Here is a 21,955-nt window from a genome sequence, read left to right on the forward strand (position 1 = left end):
CCCCCTCAGCGCGCCGCGGACGGCAGCGGTTCGATGTGCTGGACGAAGCCGTCCTCCAGGACGACGGCGGAGTCGACGTCGGCGCCGTCGGGCACCACCGCGCCGGGCAGCACCACGCTGCGCCGCACCCGGGCCCCCGCCCCGATCCGCGCGCCGGGGAAGACGACGCTCTCCTCGACCAGGCCGCCGTTGGCCAGGCCCAGCGGCACCACCGAGCGGTGGACCCCCGGCGCCCGGTCGACCAGGCCGCGCGAGACGCCGGGCGCCAGGATCCGGGGCAGCGCGGTCACCGGCAGCGTCGCGTCCGGCCGGGTCATCGCCAGGTGGGCGCGGTGGTAGCGCTCCACCGTGCCGATGTCCTCCCAGTGGCCCTCCACCCGGTGCCCGATGATCCGCTCCCCGGCCGCGAGCATGGCGGGGATGACGTCCCGGCTGATGTCGTGCCGCCACCCGGTCCCGTCCAGCGCCTCCAGATGGCGGTGCAGGACGGCCGCGTCGAAGACGCAGAAGGCGGCGAACACCAGGTCGGAGGTGGGGTGTTCGGGCTTCTCCGTGAACTCGGTGAGCCGCCCCTCCCGGTCGAAGCCGACCATCCCGAAGAGGTGCACGTACCGGGGGTCGATCCGCTGGTACGCGACGGTCAGCGCGGCCCGCTCCTCGATGTGCCGCCGGATCAGCGGCCGGTAGTCGAAGCGGTAGACGTGGTCGGCGTGCAGCACCGCCACGTGCCGGGTGCGCGGCCCGAAGACGTGGTCGGCCTTGCGGATCAGCGCGTCGGCGGTGCCCCGCTCCAGCGGCCGGTCCCGCTCGGGGAGTTCCTCCGGGACCCGCCGCCCGGCCGCCCGGTAGGCGGCGTCGTACGGGCCGAAGTGGACGCGGAAGCCGGACGGGCCGCCGTTCCAGACGGTGTGCAGGTCGTCCATGAGGAGCCGCTCCTCGTACTGCGAGAGCAGCAGCACCTCGCCCAGGTCCGAGTCGCGGGCGTTGGCCAGGCTGAAGTCGATCAGACGGCACGAACCGCCGTACGGCACGAGGGGCTTGAGGCGTCCGGCGCCGAGCCGGCCCATCCGCTCGCCCCGCCCGCCGGCCAGCAGCACGGTCCGCACGCCGGCCTCGGCGCCGTACCCGGGGGTGGGGTCAGCCATGCCGCACCCCGTCCCACGCGGTCCGCCCGTCCGACAGGGTCAGCAGCAGCCGCGCGCCGGAGCCCTCCGGCGCGGCGCCGGTGAACGCGCCGGGGCCGGTGCGGGTCCATTCGGTCACCCGGGCCTCGCCCCGGCCGCCCTCCTCCCGGGGCCCCGGCTCGACCAGTTCGACCCGCTCGGCGTGGCCGAGGCGGTAGACCAGCCCCGCCCCGCCGGGTGCCAGGCGGCCCCGCAGCGCGGCGGTCCGCTCCGCCGGGACCGCGCCGGGCCGGCGCGCGGCGACCTCCGCGCAGACCGCGAAGTCGGCCCGCTCCCAGGCCGCGTCGAAGAGCCGCAGCGCCAGCGGGTCGGTGAGCGGCCCGAGCCGGTCGACGGCGTCCAGGTCGCCGACGGCGACGGCCGCCGCGAGGACCTCCTCCGGCCGCTCCTTCCACACCGCGTCCGGCAGCAGCCCGAACCAGCCGTGCCGCAGGGCCGCGGCCACCGGCGGCTCCGGCCCGGTCCCGCGCCACAGCTCCCGGAAGACCTCCAGGTGCAGTTCGGCGCAGCGGTCCCAGGTGAAGGAGCGGGCCACCTCCCGGGCCCGCGCGGACAGTTCCCGGTACTCCCCGGGCTCCTCCCGGTAGAGCCGGACGGCCTGCCGCAGCCGGTCGGCGAGCGCGTCGGCGAGCAGCGCGTCGTCCTCGGCGAAGGAGCGGTTGACGGCGAAGCCGGTCCGCCGCTCGCCCTCCTCGGCGTGCCGGAAGTGCGCCGTGCCCCACTGGGCGGTGGCGATCGGCACCGCCCCGCAGGCCATCGCCTCGCCCTGCGCGATGAGGAAGGTGTCCATCTCGAACTTGGACGGGAAGACGCAGAAGTCGGCGGCGGAGGCGAGGGCGAACACCCTTTCCTCGCCGACCCGTTCCCACTCCAGGTGGACGCGGCCCGGGTGCCGGGCGACGACCTCGTGAACGTAGGGGTCGTCGATGCCGGTGCCGGAGATGCAGCGCAGCACGAAGTTGGCCGCCAGCCCCTCGGACAGGACCCGGTCCACCGCGCGGAAGAGTTCGACCTGCCCCTTGTGGTGCACCGCGTAGCGGGCGTTGTGGAAGAAGGTGGGCAGCGCCGGGTCCAGGCCGAGGCCGGAGAGGACCTCGGCCCGGTCCACCGCGTCCGGGTCGCCCGCCAGCCAGGAGTCGGAGAGGGCGCAGCCGCCGACGAACTGCTTGTGCGCGTTGCGCCGCACGGTGTCCGCGACCGGCAGCGCGGCGAACAGCTCCTCGAAGGGGGTGCCCCCGAAGCCGTTGGCGAAGTCCCGCTGGCCCGTGCAGAGGAAGTCGATCCGGTCGGCGTGGTCGGCGACCAGGCCGTAGACCGTGAGGTGGTCCTCCGGGTACTCGTAGTGCAGGTGGGTCCGGGTCTGGTACTGGCGCTGCGCCTCGCGCACCCCGGCCGGCGGCGCCGGGGCCTCCGGGGCCGGCCGCGGCGCGCCCAGCAGGGCGAGGAGCCGGCGGACCTCGGGGCCGTACACCTTCTTGGTGATCGGCATGTTGCTCTGCACGGTCGTCACCACGCTCTTGAGCGGGTCGGCGGCGAGCGCGGGCGGCAGCAGGTAGTGGTAGTACGGCTCGTGGGCGTGGACGACCGCCTTCTCGCCGCCGAACCAGCCGCGCAGGAAGCGGACGCTGTCCACCTGGAAGACCAGCGGCTTGAAGAAGGTCAGGTCGGTGCCCTTCGCCGCGTACGGCGGGTAGAAGGTGTCGGGCAGCCGGTCCAGGTAGGCGTTGGAGAGGAAGTAGAGGTCGACCCCCTCCAGCCGGATCCGGTGCGCGGTGGTGCGCAGCTCCACCGGCACCTCGGCGGGGAAGTCCCGCCACACCTCGGGGTCGAGGACCAGCGGCAGGGTGTAGGCGTCCTCGTAGGGCAGGTCCTCGACGGCGTGCCGGCGGCGCAGGTCGTCGAGGCGGCCGTGCGCCGGGGTCACGATGGAGACCCGGTGCCCCTTGCGGGCGAAGGCGCGCGAGAGGTTCCAGAGGTACACCGAGGTGCCGCCCTGGAGGAAGGTGTGGTCGAAGCCGCAGCATTCGAAGTACGTCTCGATGATGTGCAGCGGTCCGTCGGTCGCGTCGCTCACGTCAGGTCCTCGTGGTGAGAGTGCGGGCGGAGGGGGAGGGGTGGCCGAGGGCCAGGGCGTGGCGCAGGTCGATGGCCGCGTGGTACGGCCGGGCGTGCGCGAAGTTGTAGTCGAGCTCGTGCAGCAGCCGGCGCAGGCGCAGCAGCCGCCGCAGTTCCTCGCCGCCGTGCCCGGACACCGCCCCGGCGGGCCCGAGGAGCAGTTCGGCGACGTGCTGCCGCCAGGCGTCCGCCGCCGCGAACACCCTCAGCAGCGGGGCCCGTTCGGCGGGCGGCAGGGTGGCGCCGCCGTCGAGCGCGGCGAGCATGGTGCGGGTGGAGTCGGTGCCCAGGAGCCGGGCCGCGTGGTCGGCGGCCTCGTCGGCGGAGAAGTACTCCAGGGCCCGGCCGAGCGCCACCAGGTCCTCCAGCGGCGACTGCTCGTCCCAGCCGGGCTCGCCGGGGCCGGTCGCGGGGGTGGAGACGTCGATGACCCGGGGCGGGTCGGTGAGCAGGTGCGACAGGTGCAGGTCGCCGTGGCAGGGCCCGGCCGGGGCGTGCCAGGGGCCGGCCGCGAGGGCGTCCCGCAGCAGGGCGGCCTCCCCGGCGAGCGCGCGGAAGGCGGCGTCGAGCACCGGCCGGGGCAGTACGGCCTCGTCCCGGGCGCGCTCGGCCAGGGCGGCGATCCGCGCCTCGGCGGCGTCGAGCGCCCGGCCCGCCGGGTAGGCGGGGAGCGGCGCGTCCCCGCCGAGCCGGAGCCGCAGTTCGCGGTGGAAGGAGCCGAGGAAGTCCCGGGCGGCGGTGAGCGTTCCGGCGAGCGGCGCGAGATGGGCGCGGACCGCCTCACCGGGCGGCCCGGCCGGGTCCGGCGCGGCGGTCCTCGGCCACAGGGCGCGCAGGTTCGCGCGCAGCGGGGCGTCGATGCCGGTGCCGGGGGCGTACGCGTACACCACCCCGAGCGGCAGGGGCGGGCCGCCGCCGGGCGGGACGTAGGCGTAGTCGCCGAACCAGCCGGGCGTGTGGCCGCCGCCGTCCATCAGGCGCAGCAGCTCCGGCTCCCGGATGCCGGGGTCCGGCGCGCGGTAGGTCTTGTGCAGGTGGGGCCGGCCGTCGAGGTCGACGCGGGAGAGCGAGTTCGAGGACCAGCCGCGCTCGAAGGGGAGGACCCGGACGGTCCGGGGGGCGGGGCCCGAGCCGCGGAAGGCGACGTGTCCGCCGCGCGCGGTGGGCAGGGTGGCGCCGGCCGCGGCGAGCCGGACGCAGGCGCGGTCGAACTCCTCGGTGCCCGGGGCCTCGGCGGTCCGCCCGGCGGCGTCGGTCCGGACCGGGACGAGGAAGCGCCGGCCGTGCGCGGGGCCGCCGACGGCGGTGGTGAGCAGGAGCCGCAGCCCGCCGCCGAGGGCGGCCTCGTCGGCCACCTCGTGGCGGTCGGCCCGGCGGCCGTCCTCGGGCAGCCAGGCGGCGCCGCGCAGGAGCGCGCTCAGGTGGGTGTCGCTGGTCACGCGGTTCGTCAGCTCCCGGTCATCTCGTAGCGGGACAGGCCGCGGCGCCACAGGGCCAGCGCGGCGAGGAGGGAAAGGCCGGTCACGGCCGGCAGCCACCGCAGCAGCCCGGTGTCGCCGTGCAGCAGGTAGACGGCGGGGGCGTACGCCGTGAAGGCGAAGGGCAGCACCCAGGTCAGCAGGGTGCGCAGGGAGGCGTGGTAGAGGTCCAGGGGGTAGCCCGCGAACTCGGAGAGCTGGGTGGCGGTCTGGAGCGCGGGCATGCTCGTCACCGTCCAGAAGGACAGCGAGGCGAAGAACAGCTTCACGGAGGCGTGGATCAGCGCCCCGGCCAGGATCAGCAGCGGCACCAGGGCCCACTGGAGGGGGCCGGGGTCAAGGCCGAGGGCGGTCCCGCTCCACACCACCAGGAAGGCGCCGACGGCGAGTTCGCCGATCCCGTCGGGGTGGAAGAAGCGCTCGGACAGCAGCGCGAAGAGGGGGTCCACCGGGCGGATCAGATAGCGGTAGAACTCGCCGCGCTGGATCAGCTTGCGGCTCAGCTCCCACAGCTGGTCGGTGAAGAGGTGGTCGAGGCCGCGGGTCAGCAGCGCGCAGCCGAGGAGGAAGAGGACCTGGTGGTACGACCATCCGGCGACGGCGGGGACGTGCCGGAAGACCACGCCGACCGCGACGGTCTGGAGGCCGACCCGGATCAGGAAGGCGCCGGAGCCGAGGAGGAAGTCGAGCCGGTAGGCGGCGAGCCGGTGCAGGCCGACGCCGCCGAGGAAGAGGGCGAGGCGCAGCCGGCCGCCGGGGGTGGCGCTCATCCGCCGAGCACCTCCAGCCGGGCGACGGCGGCCCGCCAGAGGACGGCGCACAGCAGGACGAGGCCGGCGGTCCAGGCGAGCTGGTGGCCGAGGACGGCGGCGGCGCCCGCCGCCCCCTCGTAGCGGCCGAGCAGCAGGGTCAGCGGTCCGTCGGCCATGGCCCGGAAGGGCAGGACGGAGGCGAGCGCGCGCAGCGGTCCGGGCAGCAGGTCCAGGGGCACGGTCTGTCCGGCGAAGAAGGCGACGACGCCCTGCTTGGCCATCCGGACGCCCCACGTGTTGGTGGTGACGAAGCCGGCCATGCCGGTCAGCAGGTTGACGCAGAAGGCGAGCAGCACCGACAGGACGGCGGAGAGCAGGAAGAGGGCGGCGTCGGCGGGGGCGGGGACGGTCAGCGGCACGAGGGCGGCGAAGAGGACCAGCAGCGGCACCCCGACCAGGGCGGTGTTGGCGGCGACCACCGGCAGGCCGGCCGCGAGGCGGACGAGCGGGTAGCTGACCGGGCGGGTCAGGGCGACGGCGATGTCGCCCCGGTAGACCTCGGCGGCGACCTCGTCGTCGACCCGGTTGGCGTGTGCCACGGCCAGGACCTGCGCCACCACCAGGTAGGTGGTGATGCTCTCGCGGGTGAAGCCGCCGGGGCCGGGGCCGGTCGGATCGGCGTAGACCGCCCGCCACAGGAAGACGGTGACGGCGGCGCCGGCCGCGGCGGTGACGCCGGTGACGAGGAAGGTCGAGCGGTACTGGAGCAGGGTCTGCAGGCCGCTGGTGGCGAAGGGCAGGTAGCGGCCGGGGCGGAGCGCGGTCCTCACGCGGCACCGCCGTCCCGGGCGGCGGGGACGCCGCCCCGGTAGATCTGGCGGAGCACGGTCTCCAGGTCGGGTTCGGGGGCGTAGCAGTCGGCCAGTTCGAAGCGGTCGAGGAGGAAGCCGAGGACCTGCCGGGAGGTGAGGGCGTCGGCCGGGTAGTCGACCCGGACGCGCCCCTCGGGGGTGACGGAGGCGGTGGCGCCGGGCAGCCCGGCCCCGATCGCGCGGACCACGGCGTCCGGGCCGGGGCCGCCCCGGTGCTCGAAGACGACCGAGCGGCGGTCGGCCCGGCGCAGCAGGTCGTGCAGGGTGCCCTGGTGGACGACCCGGCCGCCGTCGACGACGAGGGCGTCGTCGCAGATGGCGGCGATGTCGGAGAGGTCGTGGCTGGTGAGCAGGACGGTGGTGCCGAGTTCGGCGTGGGCGCGGTTGACCAGGGTGCGGACCGCCTCCTTGAGGACCATGTCGAGGCCGATCGTCGGCTCGTCCCAGAAGACGACCTTCGGGTCGTGCAGCAGGCTCGCGGCGATCTCGGCCCGCATCCGCTGGCCGAGGCTCAGCTGGCGGACCGGGGTGGTGCCGAGGGCGTCGATGTCGAGGAGTTCGCGGTAGAGGGCGAGGTTGCGGGCGTAGACGGTGTCGGGGATGTCGTAGACGCGGCGCAGGATCTGGAAGGAGTCGGGCACCGACAGGTCCCACCAGAGCTGGCTGCGCTGGCCGAAGACGACGCCGATCGCGCGGGCGTTGCGCCGCCGGTCGCGGTAGGGCTCGATGCCGTCGACGAGGCAGCGGCCCGCGGTGGGCGTCATGATGCCGGTGAGCATCTTGATGGTGGTCGACTTCCCGGCCCCGTTGGCGCCGATGTACGCGGTCTTGGAGCCGGCGGGCAGCGCGAAGGAGATGCCGTCGACGGCGCGCACGGTCCGGTGCTCGCGGCTGAGGAGGGTGGCGAGGCTGCCGACCAGGCCGGGCCGCCGCTCGGCGATCCGGAAGTCCTTGGTGAGTCCTTCGGCGACGATCACGCGGTCACCCGTCCGATGGCCTCGCCGAGGATCCGGGCGCCTTCGTCGAGGAGGTGCTCGTCGAGGGTGAAGGGGGGTGCGAGCCGGATGACGTGGCCGCCGACGGAGGTGCGCAGGCCCAGGTCGAGGGCGGTGGTGTGGACGGCCCGCGCGATCCCGGGGGCGGGGGTGCGGCTCGCCCGGTCGCGGACGAACTCCAGGCCGTGCAGCAGGCCGAGGCCGCGGACCTCGCCCAGCACCTCGAAGCGGTCGTGGAGGGCGGCGAGGTGGCCGCCGAGCCGTTCGCCGAGGACCCGGACCCGGTCGACGAGCCGGTCGCGCTCGACGACCTCCAGGGTCGCGCGGGCGGCGGCGATGCCCAGCGGGTTGCCGGCGTAGGTGGAGGCGTACGCGCCGGGCGGGGCGGCCTCGGGCCGGTGCAGCAGGTCGTGGCGGCCGGCGAGGACGGCGAAGGGGAAGCCGTTGGCCATGCCCTTGGAGAGGGCGACCAGGTCCGGTTCGGCGCCGAGGAGTTCGGAGGCGAGGAAGGCGCCGGTCCGGCCGCCGCCGGTGGCGACCTCGTCGGCGACGAGGAGGACGCCGTTCTCCCGGCAGGCGGCCGAGATCCGCTCCCAGTAGCCGGGCGGCGGGACGATCACCCCGGCGGCGCCGAGGACGGGTTCGAAGACCAGCGCGGAGACGTTCGGCTTGGTGGCGATGTGCCGGGTGACGAGGTCGGCGCAGCGCAGTCCGCAGGTGGGGCGTTCGAGTTCCAGGGGGCAGCGGTAGCAGTACGGGGCGTAGCCCAGGACGCTGTTGCCGGCGAAGGACTGGTGGCCGACGTCCCAGTGGACGAGCATGCGGGCGCCCATGGTCTTGCCGTGGAAGCCGTGGCGCAGCGCCCCGATCCGGTTGCGGCCCGGCGGGGCGGTGGACTGCACGACCCGCAGCGCGGCCTCCACCACCTCGGCGCCGGTGGAGAACAGCGCGTAGGTGTCGAGGTGTTCGGGCAGCAGCCGGGCCAACAGCTCGAAGAACTCGGCCCGTTCGGGTGTGGCGGTGTCGTGGACGTTCCACAGCCTTCCGGCCTGCCGGGTCAGGGCCGCGACCACCTCGGGGTGGCAGTGGCCCAGCGACTGGGTGAGGGTGCCGGCGGCGAAGTCCAGGTACTGGTCGCCGTCCAGGTCGGTGAGGACGGCGCCGCGGCCCTCGGCGAAGACCCGCCGTGCGAGGGCGGCTTCCTCGGACTGGCCGGGCGCCCGATGCCGCGCCTCTCTGACCAGCGTCTCTCGCTGGCGACTTGTCACCGGAGCTCCTGTGGGGTCGTGCGAACGTGCGTGGATTCCCGGCCAGTTGGAGAGGGGCCGGACGGTTGATCGATCGTTTCGAGGTGCGAGTGAAGCACTCGAAGGGGAGTGCGAGCAAGGGATTTCAGAAACTTTCAGACAGCACTTGCAAGCGGTGCGCGGGCTCTGCTTGAGTCGCCGGTGCGACCGCCGACCGACGCCTCGCACCACGAGGAGGGACCGTGCACAGACACCCGCAGGCCGCATCCGACCCAAGGCAGCCGGTGTGAAGGCCCTGGTCCTGGCCGGCGGGACCGGCAGCCGACTGCGCCCCTTCACCCACACCGGGACCAAGCAGCTCCTGCCGATCGCCAACAAGCCGGTGCTCTTCTACGCCCTGGAGTCCCTCGCCGCCGCCGGCGTCCGCGAACTCGGACTCGTCGTCGGCCCCTACGGCGACGACATCCGCCGCGCCGCCGGCGACGGCCGCTCCTTCGGCCTCGACATCACCTACCTCCGCCAGGACCGCCCGCGCGGCCTGGCCCACGCGGTCGCCGTCGCCCGCGGCTTCCTCGCCGACGACGACTTCCTGCTCCACCTCGGCGACAACTTCCTCGACGGCGGCGTCGCCGCCTTCGCCGCCCGCGCCGTCGCCGCGCCCGCCGCGGCCCGGCTGCTCGTCACCGCCGTCCCCGACCCGGCCGCCTTCGGCGTCGCCGAGGTCGACCCGGACGGCCGGGTCCGCCGGGTCGAGGAGAAGCCCGACCGGCCGCGCAGCGACCTCGCCCTCATCGGCGTGTACGCCTTCGGCCCGGCCGTCCACGAGGCGGTCGCCGCGATCCGGCCCTCGCCCCGCGGCGAACTCGAACTCACCCACGCCGTCCAGTGGCTCGTCGACCACGGGCACGACGTCCGCGCCGACACCACCACCTCCGTCTGGCACGACACCGGCAGCGTCGACGACATGCTGGAGGCCAACCGGCACGTCCTGGACGGCCTCACCGGCCGCCTCGACGGCAAGGTGGACCACGACAGCGCCGTCGTGGGCCGCGTCCTGCTCGGCGAGGGAGCCGTCGTCCGGGGCTCGCGCGTCACCGGCCCCGTCGTCATCGGCCCCGGCACCGTCATCAGCGACGCCGTCATCGGCCCCTACACCGCGATCGGCGCCAACTGCCGGATCCACGACAGCTCCATCGAGGGCTCCGTCCTCCTCGACGGCGCCGACGTGGACCGGGCCGGCCGGATCGAGCGCTCCTTCATCGGCCGCGACGCCGTCGTCGCGGCCCCCCGACACCCGTACGCCCACCGCCTCGTGCTGGGCGACCACAGCAAGGTGCACCTCCACCCATGACCCGACGCGTCCTCGTCACCGGCGGCGCCGGCTTCATCGGCTCGGCCCACGTCCTGCGCCTCCTCGGCCCGGACGGACCGCCCGACGTCTCCGTCACCGTGCTCGACGCCCTCACCTACGCGGGCAGCGCCGCCCACCTCGCCCCGGTCCTCGACGACCCCCGCCTCCGCCTCGTCCGCGGCGACGTCGCCGACGCGGCCCTCGCCGACCGGCTGGTGCCCGGCCACGACGACCTCGTCCACTTCGCCGCCGAGTCCCACGTGGACCGCTCCATCGAGGACGGCGCGCCCTTCGTCCGCACCAACGTCCTGGGCACCCAGACCCTCCTCGACGCCGCCGTCCGGCACGGCGTCCGCACCTTCGTCCAGGTCTCCACCGACGAGGTGTACGGCTCGATCGCCGCCGGCGCCGCCCGCGAGGACGACCCCCTGCGCCCCAGCTCCCCGTACGCGGCCTCCAAGGCCGCCGCCGACCTGCTGGCGCTCGCCCACCACACCACCCACGGCCTCGACGTCCGCGTCACCCGCTGCTCCAACAACTTCGGCCCCCGCCAGCACCCGGAGAAGCTGATCCCGCGCTTCACCACCGCCCTGCTGGCGGGGGAGGACGTGCCGCTGTACGGCGACGGCTCGCAGATCCGGGACTGGCTGCACGTGGAGGACCACGTCACCGCCGTCGAACTGGTCCGCACCGGCGGCCGCCCCGGCCGGATCTACAACATCGGCGGCGGCACCTCCCTCACCAACCTGGAGCTGACCCGCCGCCTGCTCGACCTGTGCGGCGCCGGACCCGGCCGGATCGCCCGGACCGCCGACCGCAAGGGCCACGACGTCCGGTACGCCGTCGACGACACCCGCATCCGCCGCGAGCTGGGCTACCGCCCCCGCGCCGTCTTCGCCGAGGCCCTCGCCGCCACCGTCCGCTGGTACGCGGACCGGCAGGCCGCCCCGCGCCCCTGAACCCCACCCCCTTCCGCCCGACGCGCTCCGAAGGAGCAGTACACCCGTGACCGGACACCTCCGGCGCTCCGCCGTGTCCCTGGCCGCCGTCCTGCTGGCGACGGCCCTCGCGCCCGCCGCCACGGCGGCGGCCCCGCGCACCGCACCGCCCGCACCCCCCTCGGACCGCTCGCTGGCGGCCGAGCCGCCGCGCCAGGACCTGACCCGCGAGCAGTTCTACCTGCTGCTCCCCGACCGCTTCGCCAACGGCGACCCGGCCAACGACCGGGGCGGCCTCACCGGAGACCGCACGGCCACCGGCTACGACCCCGCGGACAAGAAGTTCTTCCAGGGCGGCGACCTCAAGGGCCTCACCCGGCGGCTCGACTACATCAAGGGCCTGGGCACCACCGCCCTCTGGCTGGCGCCCGTCTTCACCAACATCCCGGTCCAGGACCGGGGCGACGGCAAGGACCCCTCGGCCGGCTACCACGGCTACTGGATCACCGACTTCACGCGGGTCGACCCGCACTTCGGCACCAACGACGACCTGAAGAAGCTCATCGCCGCCGCCCACGCCAAGGGCATGAAGGTCTTCTTCGACGTCATCACCAACCACACCGCCGACACCGTCGACTACGCCGAGAAGCAGTACGGCTACCGGCCCAAGGGCGCCTTCCCGTACCTCGACACGGACGGCCGCCCCTTCGACGACGCCGCGGGCGTTCCCCGGGTCGACGCCGGCTCCTTCCCGTACGCCCCGGTCGTCACCGGACCGCGCAAGGTTCCCGACTGGCTCAACGACCCGACCATGTACCACAACCGGGGCGACTCCACCTTCGTCGGCGAGAGCGCCCTCTACGGCGACTTCTACGGCCACGACGACCTGTGGACCGAGCGCCCCGAGGTCGTCGAGGGCATGAAGGACATCTACGAGACGTGGGTCCGCGACTTCGGCGTGGACGGCTTCCGCGTGGACACCGCCAAGAACGTCAACATGGAGTTCTGGACCCAGTGGGCCACCGCCCTCGACGCCTACGCCGAGAAGCACGGCCGCGAGGACTTCTTCATGTTCGCCGAGGCGTTCTCCGCCGACGCCGCCATCACCGCTCCCTACGTCACCGAGGGCCGCCTCGACGCCACCCTCGACTTCCCCTTCCAGTCCGCGATACGCAACTACGCCTCGCGCGGCGGACCCGCCGCCGACCTCTCCCACGTCCTGGCCCAGGACTACCGGTACACCACCGACAAGGCCAACGCCTACGAGCAGGTCACCTTCCTCGGCAGTCACGACATGGGCCGCATCGGCTCCTTCCTCAAGCAGGACAACCCGAACGCGAGCGACGCCGAACTCGTCCGCCGCGCCACCCTCGCCAACGAACTCATGTTCCTCTCCCGGGGCAACCCGGTGGTCTACTCCGGCGACGAACAGGGCTTCACCGGATCGGGCAACGACAAGGACGCCCGCCAGACGCTCTTCGCCTCGAAGGTGCCCGACTACCTCGACGACGACCAGCTCGGCACCGACCGCACCCACGCCACCGACGCCTACGACACCGGCCACCCCCTCTACCGCGCCATCGCCGCCCTCTCCAAGCTCACCAAGGCCCACCCGGCGCTGCGCGACGGCGTCCAGATCCAGCGCCACGCCGACACCGCCGGCGCCGGCGTCCACGCCGTCTCCCGCATCGACCCGAAGCGGCGCACCGAATACCTCGTCGCCGCCAACAACGCCACCACCCCGAAGACCGTCACCTTCCGCACCGGCACCTCCCGCGCCCGCTTCGCCCCCCTCCACGGCGACGCCCGCACCCTTCGCAGCGGCGCCGACGGCGCCGTCACCCTCACCGTGCCCGCCCTCTCCACCGTCGTCCTCAAGGCCGACCGCCCCCTCGACACCCCCCGCGCCGCGCCCACGATCCGCCTCACCGCCCCGCCCGCCGGGGCCACCGGAACGGTCACCCTCACCGCCGACGCCCGCGCCGGGGACCTGGGCCGCGTCGTCTTCGCCGCCCAGGCCGGCGACGGCCCCTGGCGGACCCTCGGCACCGCCGACCACGCCCCCTACAAGGTCACCCAGCGCCTCCCCGACGGCCTCCCCGAGGGCACGCCGCTGCGGTACAAGGCCGTCGTCGTGGACGCCCGGGGCCGCACCGCGAGCAGCCGCGCCGCCACCACCTCGGGACGCCCGCCCGCCCCCGCCCGCCCCAGCGCCTTCGAACGCGGCTACGCCGTCGTCCACTACCGCCGCCCCGACGGCGACTACGACGGCTGGACCCTCGAAGCCGCCGGGCAGCGGGCCCCCTTCACCGGCCGCGACGCCTACGGCGCCTTCGCCTGGGTGAAACTCGACCCCGGCACCGCCGCCGTCCCCTACACCGTCACCAAGGACGGCACCGCCGACGGCCCGGCCCGCACCGTCGCCCTCGACCGCACCGGCGAGGTGTGGATCGCCCAGGGCGGGCAGGACCAGACGGAGACCGTCCCGGCCGGCGTCTACCCGCCGCAGGACGAGGGCAGGGCCGTCATCCACTACTACCGCCCCGACGGCGACCACCAGGGCTGGGGCCTGCACACCTGGACCGGCGCCGCCCGGCCCACCGACTGGTCCAAGCCCCTCCTCCCGGTCCGCACCGACGCCTTCGGAGCCGTCTACGAGGTCCCGCTCGCCGAGGGCGCGGGCTCCCTCAGCTACATCGTCCACCGCGGCGACGAGAAGGACCTCCCCGCCGACCGCTCCCTCGACTTCGGCACCTACGGCAAGGAGGTGTGGCTCGTCGGCGGCGCCACCGACTACGTCCTGCCGGGCATCCGCACCACCCCCGACCTCGACCTCTCCCGCTCCGACGCCCTCCTGCTCGACGCCACCACCGTCGTCTGGGACGTCAAGCCCACCGGCTCCACCAGCCAGCAGCTCGTCTACGGCCCCGAGGGCTCCCTCGCGATCGAGGACGGCGCCCTCACCGACGAGGGCCGGTGGCTGCGCCTGATCCCCACCGTCCTCACCGGGGAGCAGCTCGCCGCCCGCCCCGACCTGGCCGGCCGCCAGGCGTTCACCGTCGACCCCCGCGACCGCGACCGCGTCGCCGAGGCCCGCCGGGGACAGCTGATCGCCACCCGGCGCAACGCCGCCGGGGCCCTCCTCGCCGCCACCGGCACCACCGGCTGACCCGGCCCGCACGCACGACGGCGCCCCCGGACCCGACGGTCCGGGGGCGCCGCCATTCCTCCCGTCAGCCCCCGGCGCGCAGGACGGCGCCGCGCCGCCGGATCCCGGCCGGGTCGCGCAGTTCGCGCGCGAGCAGCAGCGCGGCGAGCTCCTCCGCCGGCACCTCGGCACGCAGCGCGCGCACCGCGTCGATCAGGGCCGGCAGCTCCCCGCCGGGCGAGGCGTCCAGGAGCCGGCCGAGCGGCCCGCCGTCCGGCCGGGGCCGGGGCTCGCCGCGCAGCACGGCGGCGGCGGGCTCCGGGAGCAGCGCCGCGTACCGCGCCGGCTCGGGGGCGAGCAGCAGCAGGTGCTCGGCGAGCAGGTCCGCCTCCGGGAAGGGAGCCCGGGAGGCGAGCGGGGCCAGCTCCCCGGCGGGCAGGGCGAGCACGCAGCCGGCGTGCAGCAGGATCTCCCGGATCCGCCCGGACTCCGGTGCCTCCGGCAGCAGGGCCGCCGTCGCGGCCAGGAAACGGGCCACGACCGCGTCCGCGCCGCCGGTGGGCAGCGCGGACCCGCCCCGGGCGTAGCGCCCGAGGTACGCCCGCCACCAGGCGAGCTGCACCGCGTACACCCCGCCGGCCAGCTCCTCGTACCGGCCTCGGGGGATCAGCTCCCGGTCGGCGAGGGTGCCGAGCAGCGGCAGCAGTTCGCGGTAGAGCAGCCGGACCCAGGTGTGCGGGGAGCGCCGGACGCCCCAGCACTGCTCGCCCGCGTGGTCGGCGAGGACCTCCTCGACCGAGCTCTCCGCGGCGGCGAGGTCGGTACGGACCCCGGTGGCGGTGACGTCGAAGCGGTAGAGGTGATCCTCCCTCAGGGGCGGTCGGGGCTCGGGGAGTTCCCGGTCGATGAACTCCTCCAGGGCGGCGACCTCGGCGAGCAGCGGCGCGGGATCGGGGACGAGCCGTGGGAAGAGGGGGTCCACGAAGCGGGACTTGAGCTTGGCGGTCTCCTCGGAGAGCGCCTGGTAGAGGAAGACCTTGTCGAAGCGGTAGCTGAACGAGAGCCCCACGTACGGGAAGACGGTGCAGCCCCGGCACTCCGGACGGAAGCCCACCTCCTCGTCCCGCACCCGCAGGAACTCCTCGTCCCGCACCATCTCGGCCAGCGGCCGGTCCCGCACGACCGAGGCGTCGAAGGCGTGGTAGCAGGGCAGCACGAGGCGCCCGTCCGGGCCGACCGTCAGGATCCGCTTGTTGGCGAAGCACTGGGTGGGCGCCGTCGGGTCCTGCGTCCGCACGTACTTCCGGAAGTGCAGGTTGACCAGGGCGTAGGGGGCGTACAGCAGGCTCTGGAGCAGGTCGGGCAGGGCCGCGTCGTCCGGGCCGGGCGCGGCCCGCTCGGGCGCGCAGCCGCCGCCCGCCGGGCGCCCGTCCCGCTCCACCAGCTTCAGCCTGCGGGCGGTGCGGCGGACGTCGCGGACGGTGTCCTGCTCGTCGAAGTAGGTGAACATGGTGGAGAAGTAGACGGTCACCCGGTTCTCCTGCGCGAAGCGCAGCAGGTCGGGGACCTCGTCGGCGTTCTCCCGGGTCACCACGCAGATCAGCTTGAGGTGCCCGGAGTCGCCCCGGGCGACGATGGAGCGGATCACGTCGAGCGCCCGGTCGAGCGTCGGCACGCCCCGGATGGCGCGGTAGCGCTCGGGCCGCAGGGTGTCCAGGGAGACGTTCATGGTGTCGACGTGCGGCACGATGGCGTCGATGTGCCGGGCGAAGCGGATGCCGTTGCTGGTGATCTCGACGGTCATGCCGAGCTTCTTCGCGTACTGCACGATGCCGTCGACGTGCGGGTGCAGCACCGGCTCGCCGCCGGTGAAGTCGACGTAGCGGACGCCGAGGGCGTGGAGTTCGTCGAGGATCAGGCGGCCCTGTTCCAGGGTGAGTTCCTCGTACCCCTTGAACTTGTCGTCCTGCCAGACGTTGCAGTAGCCGCACAGCGAGTTGCAGCGGAAGGTGAGGTAGAAACGGGCCGACTCGAACGGGCCCGCCGGCGGTGCGCCGGTGGATGTCACGGACTCTCCGTACGGGGAGGCGACCGGGGAATCCGGTCGGGACGGAACGGCGGTGTGGGAGAAGGGGGTTCAGGGGAGGGGTGTGCCGCGCGCGGCGGTCCACAGCGCGTACCACTCCTCGTGGCCGAGGGCCGGGGCGCGCTCCACCGCGTCGCGGCAGGCGCGGATCCGCTCGGGCCGGGTGGTGCCGATGACCGGCACGATCCCGGCCGGGTGGCGCTGGAGCCACCACAGGACCACCGTCTCCGGGGTGGTGCCGTGGGCCTCGGCGAGCCGGGCGACGAGCGCGGCGGCCGGGCCCGCCGCCGGATCGGAGTAGCGGCCGCCGGCGAGCGCGCCCCACGCCTGGAGCTCCACGCCCCGCTCGGCGCAGTACTCGACGGTCCCGGTGGGGAAGCCGGTCCGGGCCCCCTCCGGGGTGTTGACGAGGACGCCCTCCTCGACCCAGGCGCGGCGGTGCAGGCTCATCTCCAGCTGGTCGACGCCGAGCGGCACGTCCAGGAAGGACTGGAGGCGGGCGATCTGGGCGGCGTGCATGTTGGAGACGCCGAAGCGCGCGACGAGGCCCTGCCGGTGCAGGGCGGAGAGGGCGGCGGCCAGCTCCTCCGGGTCGGCGAGCGGGTCGGGCCGGTGCAGCAGGAGGACGTCGAGGCGGTCGGTGCGCAGCCGGGCCAGGGACTCCTCGACGCGGCGCAGGACGCTGGGACCGCGCAGGTCGTAGTGGCCGGGGCGGCCCTCCTCGGGCAGCCGGATGCCGCACTTGGACTGGAGGGTGATCCGCTCGCGCAGGCCGGGCGCGCGGGCCAGCACCTCGCCGAAGACGGCCTCGGACTTGCCGTACCGGTAGATGTCGGCGTGGTCGAAGGCGGTGATGCCGGTGGCGAGGGCGGCCTCGACTGCGGCCTCGGCGCGGTCGATGTCGGCGGGGCCGTAGGGGCGGGTGTCCCAGTCGCCGCCGAGGCCCATGCAGCCGTGGACCAGGCGGCGGCCCCGGGCGGCGGTCACGCGCCGGCCCCGGTGGCGAGGGCGGCGGCGAGGAGTTCGGCGGTGGCGAGCACCGGGAACTGGGTGTTGGCGGCGGGCGGGGTCGGCAGCACGGAGGCGTCCGCGACGGTCAGGCCGGTCAGGCCGTGGACCCGCCCGGTGCCGTCGACGACGGCCGCCGGGTCGTCGGCGGGGCCCATCGCGCAGGTCCCGACGGGATGCCAGTAGGTGCCGGTACGGGCCCGCAGCGCGTCGTCGCCGAGCAGGTGGGGCGCGGTGTCGCCGGTGGGGGTGGCGAGGGCGGCGAGAGCGGGGGTCCGGGCGAGGCGGAGGATGTCCGCCAGGCCGGAGCGGAGCGTCTCCAGGTCACGGCCCTCCGGGTCGGTGAGGAAGCCGGGGTCGATGGCGGGCGGGGCGAGCGGGTCGGCCGAGACGAGCCGGACGGAGCCCCGGGAGAAGGGCTTCATCAGGAAGGCGGAGACGCCCGCCTCGTACCGGCCGGGCGGCAGGGTGCCGAACAGCGGGGGCCCGGCCACCGGCAGGAGGTGCAGGTTCCAGCCGTCCTCGGGGGCGTACGGTCCGGCGGTCCGCAGCAGCACGCGGCTGCCGTACAGCTCGCCGGCGCGGTCCTTGGCGGCGAGCGCGGCGTCGAGGCCGGGGGTGGGGGAGAGCGGGACGAAGACGCCGGGCTGGTCGGCGAGGTTGGCGCCGACGCCGGGGAGGTCGAGGGCGGGGTCGATGCCCAGGGCGCGCAGCTCCCCGGCGGGGCCGACGCCGCTGCGCAGCAGCAGGGCGGGGGAGCCGTAGGCCCCGGCGGCGAGGACGTACCGGTCGGCGCGCAGGACGCGGGGGACGCCGTCGGTGACGACGACGGCGCCCTCGATCCGGCCGCGCCGCACCAGCAGCCGGTCGGCGACGGTGTGCGGCAGGACCGTCAGGTTGGGGCGGGCGCGGACGGCGGCGCCGAGGTAGGCGAGGGCGGCGTTCGAGCGGCGGCCGTCGTGCGCGTTGAGCAGCGGGAAGCCGTAGCCGGGGGCGCCGGGGCGGCCCATGTCGGCCTCGGTGTGGCCGAGGGCGCGGGCGGCCTCGGTGGACGCCCGGCTCCACGGGGAGAGTTCGCGGTCGGGGACGGCGCGCAGGCCCATCGCGCGGGCGGCGGCGTCCCGGTACGGCTCCATGGCGGCCGCGCTCCAGCGTTCCCCGCCCGCGCGGACCCACTCGCGGTGGTCGGCCTCGGAACCCCAGGTGTTCCAGCAGCCGTTGACGCAGGAGGAGCCGCCGATGACCCGGGCCCGGAAGCGGTGGGTGGGCACCGCTCGCTCCCACAGCTCCTCGCGTGGCAGGGCGCGGGCGTTCAGCAGCGGGGCGGGCCAGCCGGCCGGGTCGGGGCCGTGGTCGGGGCCGGCCTCGACGAGGCGGACCGTCCGGCCGGGGTCCTCGCTGAGCCGGGCGGCCAGCACGCAGCCGGCGACGCCGCCGCCGAGGATCAGGACGTCGGAGGAGTCGGGGTTCACGCGCCGCCCTCCGTCCCGGCGGAGGCGGCGGCGAGCAGGGCGTCCCGGCCGACGGCGGCGCCGACGGTGGCGGGCACCGTGCAGGCGAAGGCCCCGGCGATCGCGCCGTAGCGGGCGCACCGCTCCAGGGGTTCGCCGGAGAGGCGGCCGAAGAGGAAGCCGGCGGCGTAGGCGTCGCCCGCGCCGTTGGAGTCGACGACCGGGCCGGGCGGGGTGACCGCCGGGACGTGCAGGGGGGCCTCGGCGTCGCGGGTGAGCAGGTAGGAGCCCTCGGCACCGGCGGTGGCGACGACGGCCTCGGCCCGGCCGCGCTCCAGGACGCGCCGCATCACGGCCGGCGGGTCGGCCAGGGCGGTGGTGGAGACGAAGACCAGGTCGGCGCCGTGGGCGAACGGCTCGTGGTAGGGGTTCTCGCCGTCCCAGTCGTGCAGGTCGGTGGAGACGGTGACGCCCGCCTCGTGGAGCAGCGGCAGGGCGTGGGCGCACGGGTGGGTGATGGAGACGTGCGCGTGCCGGCTGGCGGCGGCCAGCGCGCGGACGGTGGACTCGGGGAGCCGGTCGGACTCCTGGGAGCGGCTGTCGTCGTAGAGGGAGAGGCGGCGGCCGTCGGGTCCGACGAGGTTGACGGCGCGCTTGGTGCCGCCGGGCAGGAGGACGTCGGTGAAGTCGATGCCGTGGTCGCGGTGGAAGGCGCGGATCAGGTCCCCGGAGGGGTCGTCGCCGATCATGTCGAGGTGGTGGGTGCGCAGGCCGAGGGAGCGCAGGCCGAGGGCGACGAAGTCGCCGGTCTGTCCGGCGCGGGTCTCGATGCCGGGCCGGATCATGTAGCTGTCGGCGTACGGGAGGGGGAGTTCGGGGACGTACACGATCGTGTCGACGCCCGAGCCTCCCAGGACGAGGACGTCGTACGCGCTGCTCATGGCTTTCCTCTCGGATGCGGGCCGCAACTGCCGCGGATCGCTGAGGAGTTAAGCAGTCCGCCGATCAAGTCGGCAAGATCTTGCAGAATGATTCGGAAAACTCTTGCGGAAAGGGGGTCGGCAGGAGGAGGGCCGGGGGAACGCCGGGGGCGGGACCGGCCCGGAGCCGGTCCCGCCCGTCGTGCCGCCGCCGCTCAGCCGCGCCAGGTGTCCGTCAGGGTCACCGCGCCGGAGGCCGGGACGGTCGCGGTGCGGTTCGCGCCGCTCTCCCAGGTCACGTTCCCGGCCGCGTCCTTGCGCACGTACTTGTACGCGAAGGAGGTGCCGGCCGGCAGCGCCAGGTCGAGCTTCCACACCGGGTAGGCGGCCGGGTCCAGCTTGCGGGCCGCGGCCGGGGACCAGGCGCCGAGCGCGGCGGCGTCGCCGACCACGTAGACGTCCTGGCCCGGAGCGGTGGTGGCGGTCACCGCGAACGAGGCGCCATCGGCGGCCTGTTCGCCGCCGCAGGGGTTGCCGGTGCCGACGGTGCCGCCCTTCACCGTGATGTCGCCGGTGCCGAGCGCGTAGTCGGCGGCGTTGTTGTTGTCCCAGGTGCCGGAGCCGTTGTTGAAGGCGGCCCGCAGGCCGGTCGCGGAGCCCAGCGCGACGGTCTTGCGCACCCAGCCGGCGCAGGCGGGCTCCATGGCGGCGCCGGGTGCCGTCGTCCAGGTGCCGCCGGTCGGCGCGTAGTGCACGCGGTAGGCGGACCAGTTCTTCTCGGTGCTGTAGTAGACGGTGGCGCTGCGGTCGCCCTCCTCGGGCTTCCCGCCGCTCGCGCCGACGTGGAGCGCGATCGCGTCGTCGGCGCCGACGGTGGCGGTGAAGCGGCCGTCGGAACCGACGGTGTAGGAGGTGCCGGTGCAGCCGCCGCCCGCGGTCGGGTCGCCGTGCTGGACGTCGCAGTAGGTGCCCGCCGGGAGGGAGGTCTGGAAGGTCCGGGTGACCGCGCCGCCCTCGCGGTTGAGGGCGACGAAGCCCTTGCTCCCCCGGCCGAAGGCGATCGCGTTGCCGCCGTTGTCCCACCAGTCGGTGACCGGCGTGCCCTCGGTGGCGTTGCGGAAGCCGACCATGTTGGCGATCGGGCGCCAGGCGTGCTGGCAGGACCAGCCGTTCGTGTAACAGGCGTTCACGGTGTGCCCGTTGGGGGCGCCGTCGTCCCTGCTGCCGAACTCGTAGCCGGAGTGGACGGAGGGGGTGCCGTACGGGTGCGCCAGCATGAAGACGTTGGCGAGCGTGTACCGGGCGCCGTCGCGGTAGCTGAGGCTGCTGCCGTTGCGTTCGGTGTCGTGGTTGGCGACCATGCTGCCGCTGCGGTCCGAGGGCATGTAGCCCCACGCCTCGCCGAAGTTCTTCAGGTAGGAGAGCTTCTCGTTGCCGAAGATCCGCTTGAGGTCGGTGGTGTAGCGGAACTCCTGTACGTCGCCGGTGGTCAGGTACTCGCTGGGCGAGACGGCCTCGCCGGCGCCGAAGATCGCCTCCTGGACCCAGTACACGCCCGGATCGGTCAGCTTGCTGCGGATCGCCGCCAGATCGCCGGCCGCGATGTGCTTGACGGCGTCCACCCGGAAGCCGTCGACGCCCAGCGAGAGCAGGTCGTTGAGGTATCCGGCGATCTTGTCGCGCACGTGGTCGCTGCCGGTGTTCAGATCGGAGAGGGAGGGCTGCCCGGTGTCGCCGAGCTCGCACTCCTGGATGTTGTACCGGTCGCCGTAGTTGCCGCCGATGGGGCGGCGGCAGCCGTGGAAGTCGGCGTCGGAGTAGACGCCGGGGTAGCCGTACTTGCTGTACGACGTGCCCGCCGTGCCGGTGCCGGAGCCGGAGGTCATGTGGTTGATCACCACGTCGGTGATGACCTTCACGCCCGCCCGGTGGCAGGTGTTCACCATGTCCGCGAAGGCCGCGCGGTCGCCCAGCGGACCCTGGATCCGGTAGCTGACGGGCTGGTAGGCGGTCCACCAGGCGGGGCCCTGGATGCGCTCCTGCGGGGGCGAGACCTGCACGTAGCCGTAGCCCTTGGGGCCGAGGGTGTTCACGCACTCGCGGGCGATCGAGGCGAAGTTCCACTCGAACAGGACGGCGGTGACCTTCTTCTGGCCGTTGGCGGCGGGGGCCGCCGCCGCGGGCGGCGCCGGCGCGCCGAGCGCGGTGGTCAGTCCGAGTGTCAGCGCCGCGGCGGCCAGGCCGGCCGCGGGCCGCCCGGGCAGGCGGAAGGGGCGGAACCTCATGGGAGTGCTCCTCGTGGGGGTGCGGGGAGGAAGGGTGGAAAGTCTTGCCGCAACTTTCAGCAAGACTTTGAGCAAGCTAGGTGCGCCGTCCGGAGGCCGTCAAGACGTCGGACACGGCGAATTCA

14 protein-coding genes and 1 pseudogene are annotated in these 21,955 nt (G+C 74.7%); 3 read left to right on the plus strand and 12 right to left on the minus strand.

Going from position 1 to position 21,955, the window contains the following annotated elements; genetic code table 11:
• Nucleotides 1-5: 5 nt before the first annotated feature.
• From IE219_RS18555 to IE219_RS18585, 7 genes are read right to left on the minus strand one after another with little or no spacing between them, the layout of a single operon-like run.
• Nucleotides 6-1,145 (minus strand): sugar phosphate nucleotidyltransferase, encoded by a 1,140-nt coding sequence (locus IE219_RS18555; protein WP_189978770.1) that lies wholly within the window; start codon nt 1,143-1,145, stop codon nt 6-8.
• Complete coding sequence (locus IE219_RS18560; protein WP_229849849.1) at nt 1,138-3,258, minus strand: glycosyltransferase; 2,121 nt, start codon at nt 3,256-3,258, stop codon at nt 1,138-1,140. The genes IE219_RS18555 and IE219_RS18560 overlap by 8 nt, the downstream gene beginning before the upstream one ends.
• Before the next feature lies 1 nt (nt 3,259).
• Entirely contained in the window at nt 3,260-4,738 is a 1,479-nt protein-coding gene (locus IE219_RS18565) for a phosphotransferase (RefSeq protein WP_189978772.1), read from the minus strand.
• Nucleotides 4,739-4,746: 8 nt separating this feature from the next.
• Nucleotides 4,747-5,547, minus strand: coding sequence for an ABC transporter permease (locus IE219_RS18570; RefSeq protein WP_189978774.1), 801 nt, complete (start codon nt 5,545-5,547; stop codon nt 4,747-4,749).
• Entirely contained in the window at nt 5,544-6,359 is an 816-nt protein-coding gene (locus IE219_RS18575) for an ABC transporter permease (protein ID WP_189978777.1), read from the minus strand. Before IE219_RS18575 ends, IE219_RS18570 begins: the two co-directional genes overlap by 4 nt.
• The gene (locus tag IE219_RS18580; RefSeq protein WP_189978786.1) at nt 6,356-7,378 is read right to left on the minus strand and encodes an ABC transporter ATP-binding protein; all 1,023 of its coding nucleotides are present in this window, start codon (nt 7,376-7,378) and stop codon (nt 6,356-6,358) included. The genes IE219_RS18575 and IE219_RS18580 overlap by 4 nt, the downstream gene beginning before the upstream one ends.
• On the minus strand, nt 7,375-8,664 hold the full coding sequence (locus IE219_RS18585; protein ID WP_189978788.1) for an aspartate aminotransferase family protein: 1,290 nt from the start codon (nt 8,662-8,664) through the stop codon (nt 7,375-7,377). The genes IE219_RS18580 and IE219_RS18585 overlap by 4 nt, the downstream gene beginning before the upstream one ends.
• Nucleotides 8,665-8,929: 265 nt before the next feature.
• Here IE219_RS18585 and IE219_RS18590 point away from each other — a divergent pair, with 265 nt between their 5' ends.
• From IE219_RS18590 to IE219_RS18600, 3 genes and pseudogenes are all read left to right on the plus strand, one after another.
• On the plus strand, nt 8,930-9,994 hold the full coding sequence (locus IE219_RS18590) for a glucose-1-phosphate thymidylyltransferase (RefSeq protein ID WP_189978790.1): 1,065 nt from the start codon (nt 8,930-8,932) through the stop codon (nt 9,992-9,994).
• Nucleotides 9,991-10,953 (plus strand): dTDP-glucose 4,6-dehydratase, encoded by a 963-nt coding sequence (gene rfbB, locus IE219_RS18595; protein ID WP_189978792.1) that lies wholly within the window; start codon nt 9,991-9,993, stop codon nt 10,951-10,953. Before IE219_RS18590 ends, rfbB begins: the two co-directional genes overlap by 4 nt.
• A 46-nt stretch (nt 10,954-10,999) precedes the next feature.
• A pseudogene (locus IE219_RS18600) lies at nt 11,000-14,089 on the plus strand (alpha-amylase family glycosyl hydrolase); the annotation flags it as partial.
• Between the two features lie 76 nt (nt 14,090-14,165).
• Here IE219_RS18600 and IE219_RS18605 read toward each other — a convergent pair.
• The 5 genes from IE219_RS18605 to IE219_RS18630 form a co-directional block, all read right to left on the minus strand.
• A complete protein-coding gene (locus IE219_RS18605) occupies nt 14,166-16,148 on the minus strand; it encodes a radical SAM protein (RefSeq protein WP_189978796.1) in 1,983 nt (660 codons plus the stop codon).
• Between the two features lie 69 nt (nt 16,149-16,217).
• Nucleotides 16,218-17,153, minus strand: coding sequence for an aldo/keto reductase (locus IE219_RS18610; protein WP_229849850.1), 936 nt, complete (start codon nt 17,151-17,153; stop codon nt 16,218-16,220).
• The gene (locus tag IE219_RS18615; RefSeq protein ID WP_189978798.1) at nt 17,150-18,646 is read right to left on the minus strand and encodes a GMC family oxidoreductase; all 1,497 of its coding nucleotides are present in this window, start codon (nt 18,644-18,646) and stop codon (nt 17,150-17,152) included. The genes IE219_RS18610 and IE219_RS18615 overlap by 4 nt, the downstream gene beginning before the upstream one ends.
• A complete protein-coding gene (locus IE219_RS18620; RefSeq protein WP_189978800.1) occupies nt 18,643-19,566 on the minus strand; it encodes an adenosine kinase in 924 nt (307 codons plus the stop codon). The genes IE219_RS18615 and IE219_RS18620 overlap by 4 nt, the downstream gene beginning before the upstream one ends.
• A gap of 194 nt (nt 19,567-19,760) precedes the next feature.
• Nucleotides 19,761-21,830, minus strand: coding sequence for a carbohydrate-binding module family 20 domain-containing protein (locus IE219_RS18630; protein WP_229849851.1), 2,070 nt, complete (start codon nt 21,828-21,830; stop codon nt 19,761-19,763).
• Nucleotides 21,831-21,955 lie beyond the last annotated feature (125 nt).

Origin of the sequence: Streptomyces termitum, from assembly GCF_014650175.1 — a bacterium.
Classification (GTDB): Bacteria; Actinomycetota; Actinomycetes; order Streptomycetales; family Streptomycetaceae; genus Streptomyces; species Streptomyces termitum.

Coding starts and splice junctions, on each gene's coding strand:
- IE219_RS18555 (WP_189978770.1), bottom strand. CDS start 1,145: ATGGCTGACCCCACCCCCGGGTACGGCGCCGAGGCCGGCGTGCGGACC.
- rfbB (WP_189978792.1), top strand. CDS start 9,991: ATGACCCGACGCGTCCTCGTCACCGGCGGCGCCGGCTTCATCGGCTCG.
- IE219_RS18620 (WP_189978800.1), bottom strand. CDS start 19,566: ATGAGCAGCGCGTACGACGTCCTCGTCCTGGGAGGCTCGGGCGTCGAC.
- IE219_RS18570 (WP_189978774.1), bottom strand. CDS start 5,547: ATGAGCGCCACCCCCGGCGGCCGGCTGCGCCTCGCCCTCTTCCTCGGC.
- IE219_RS18630 (WP_229849851.1), bottom strand. CDS start 21,830: ATGAGGTTCCGCCCCTTCCGCCTGCCCGGGCGGCCCGCGGCCGGCCTG.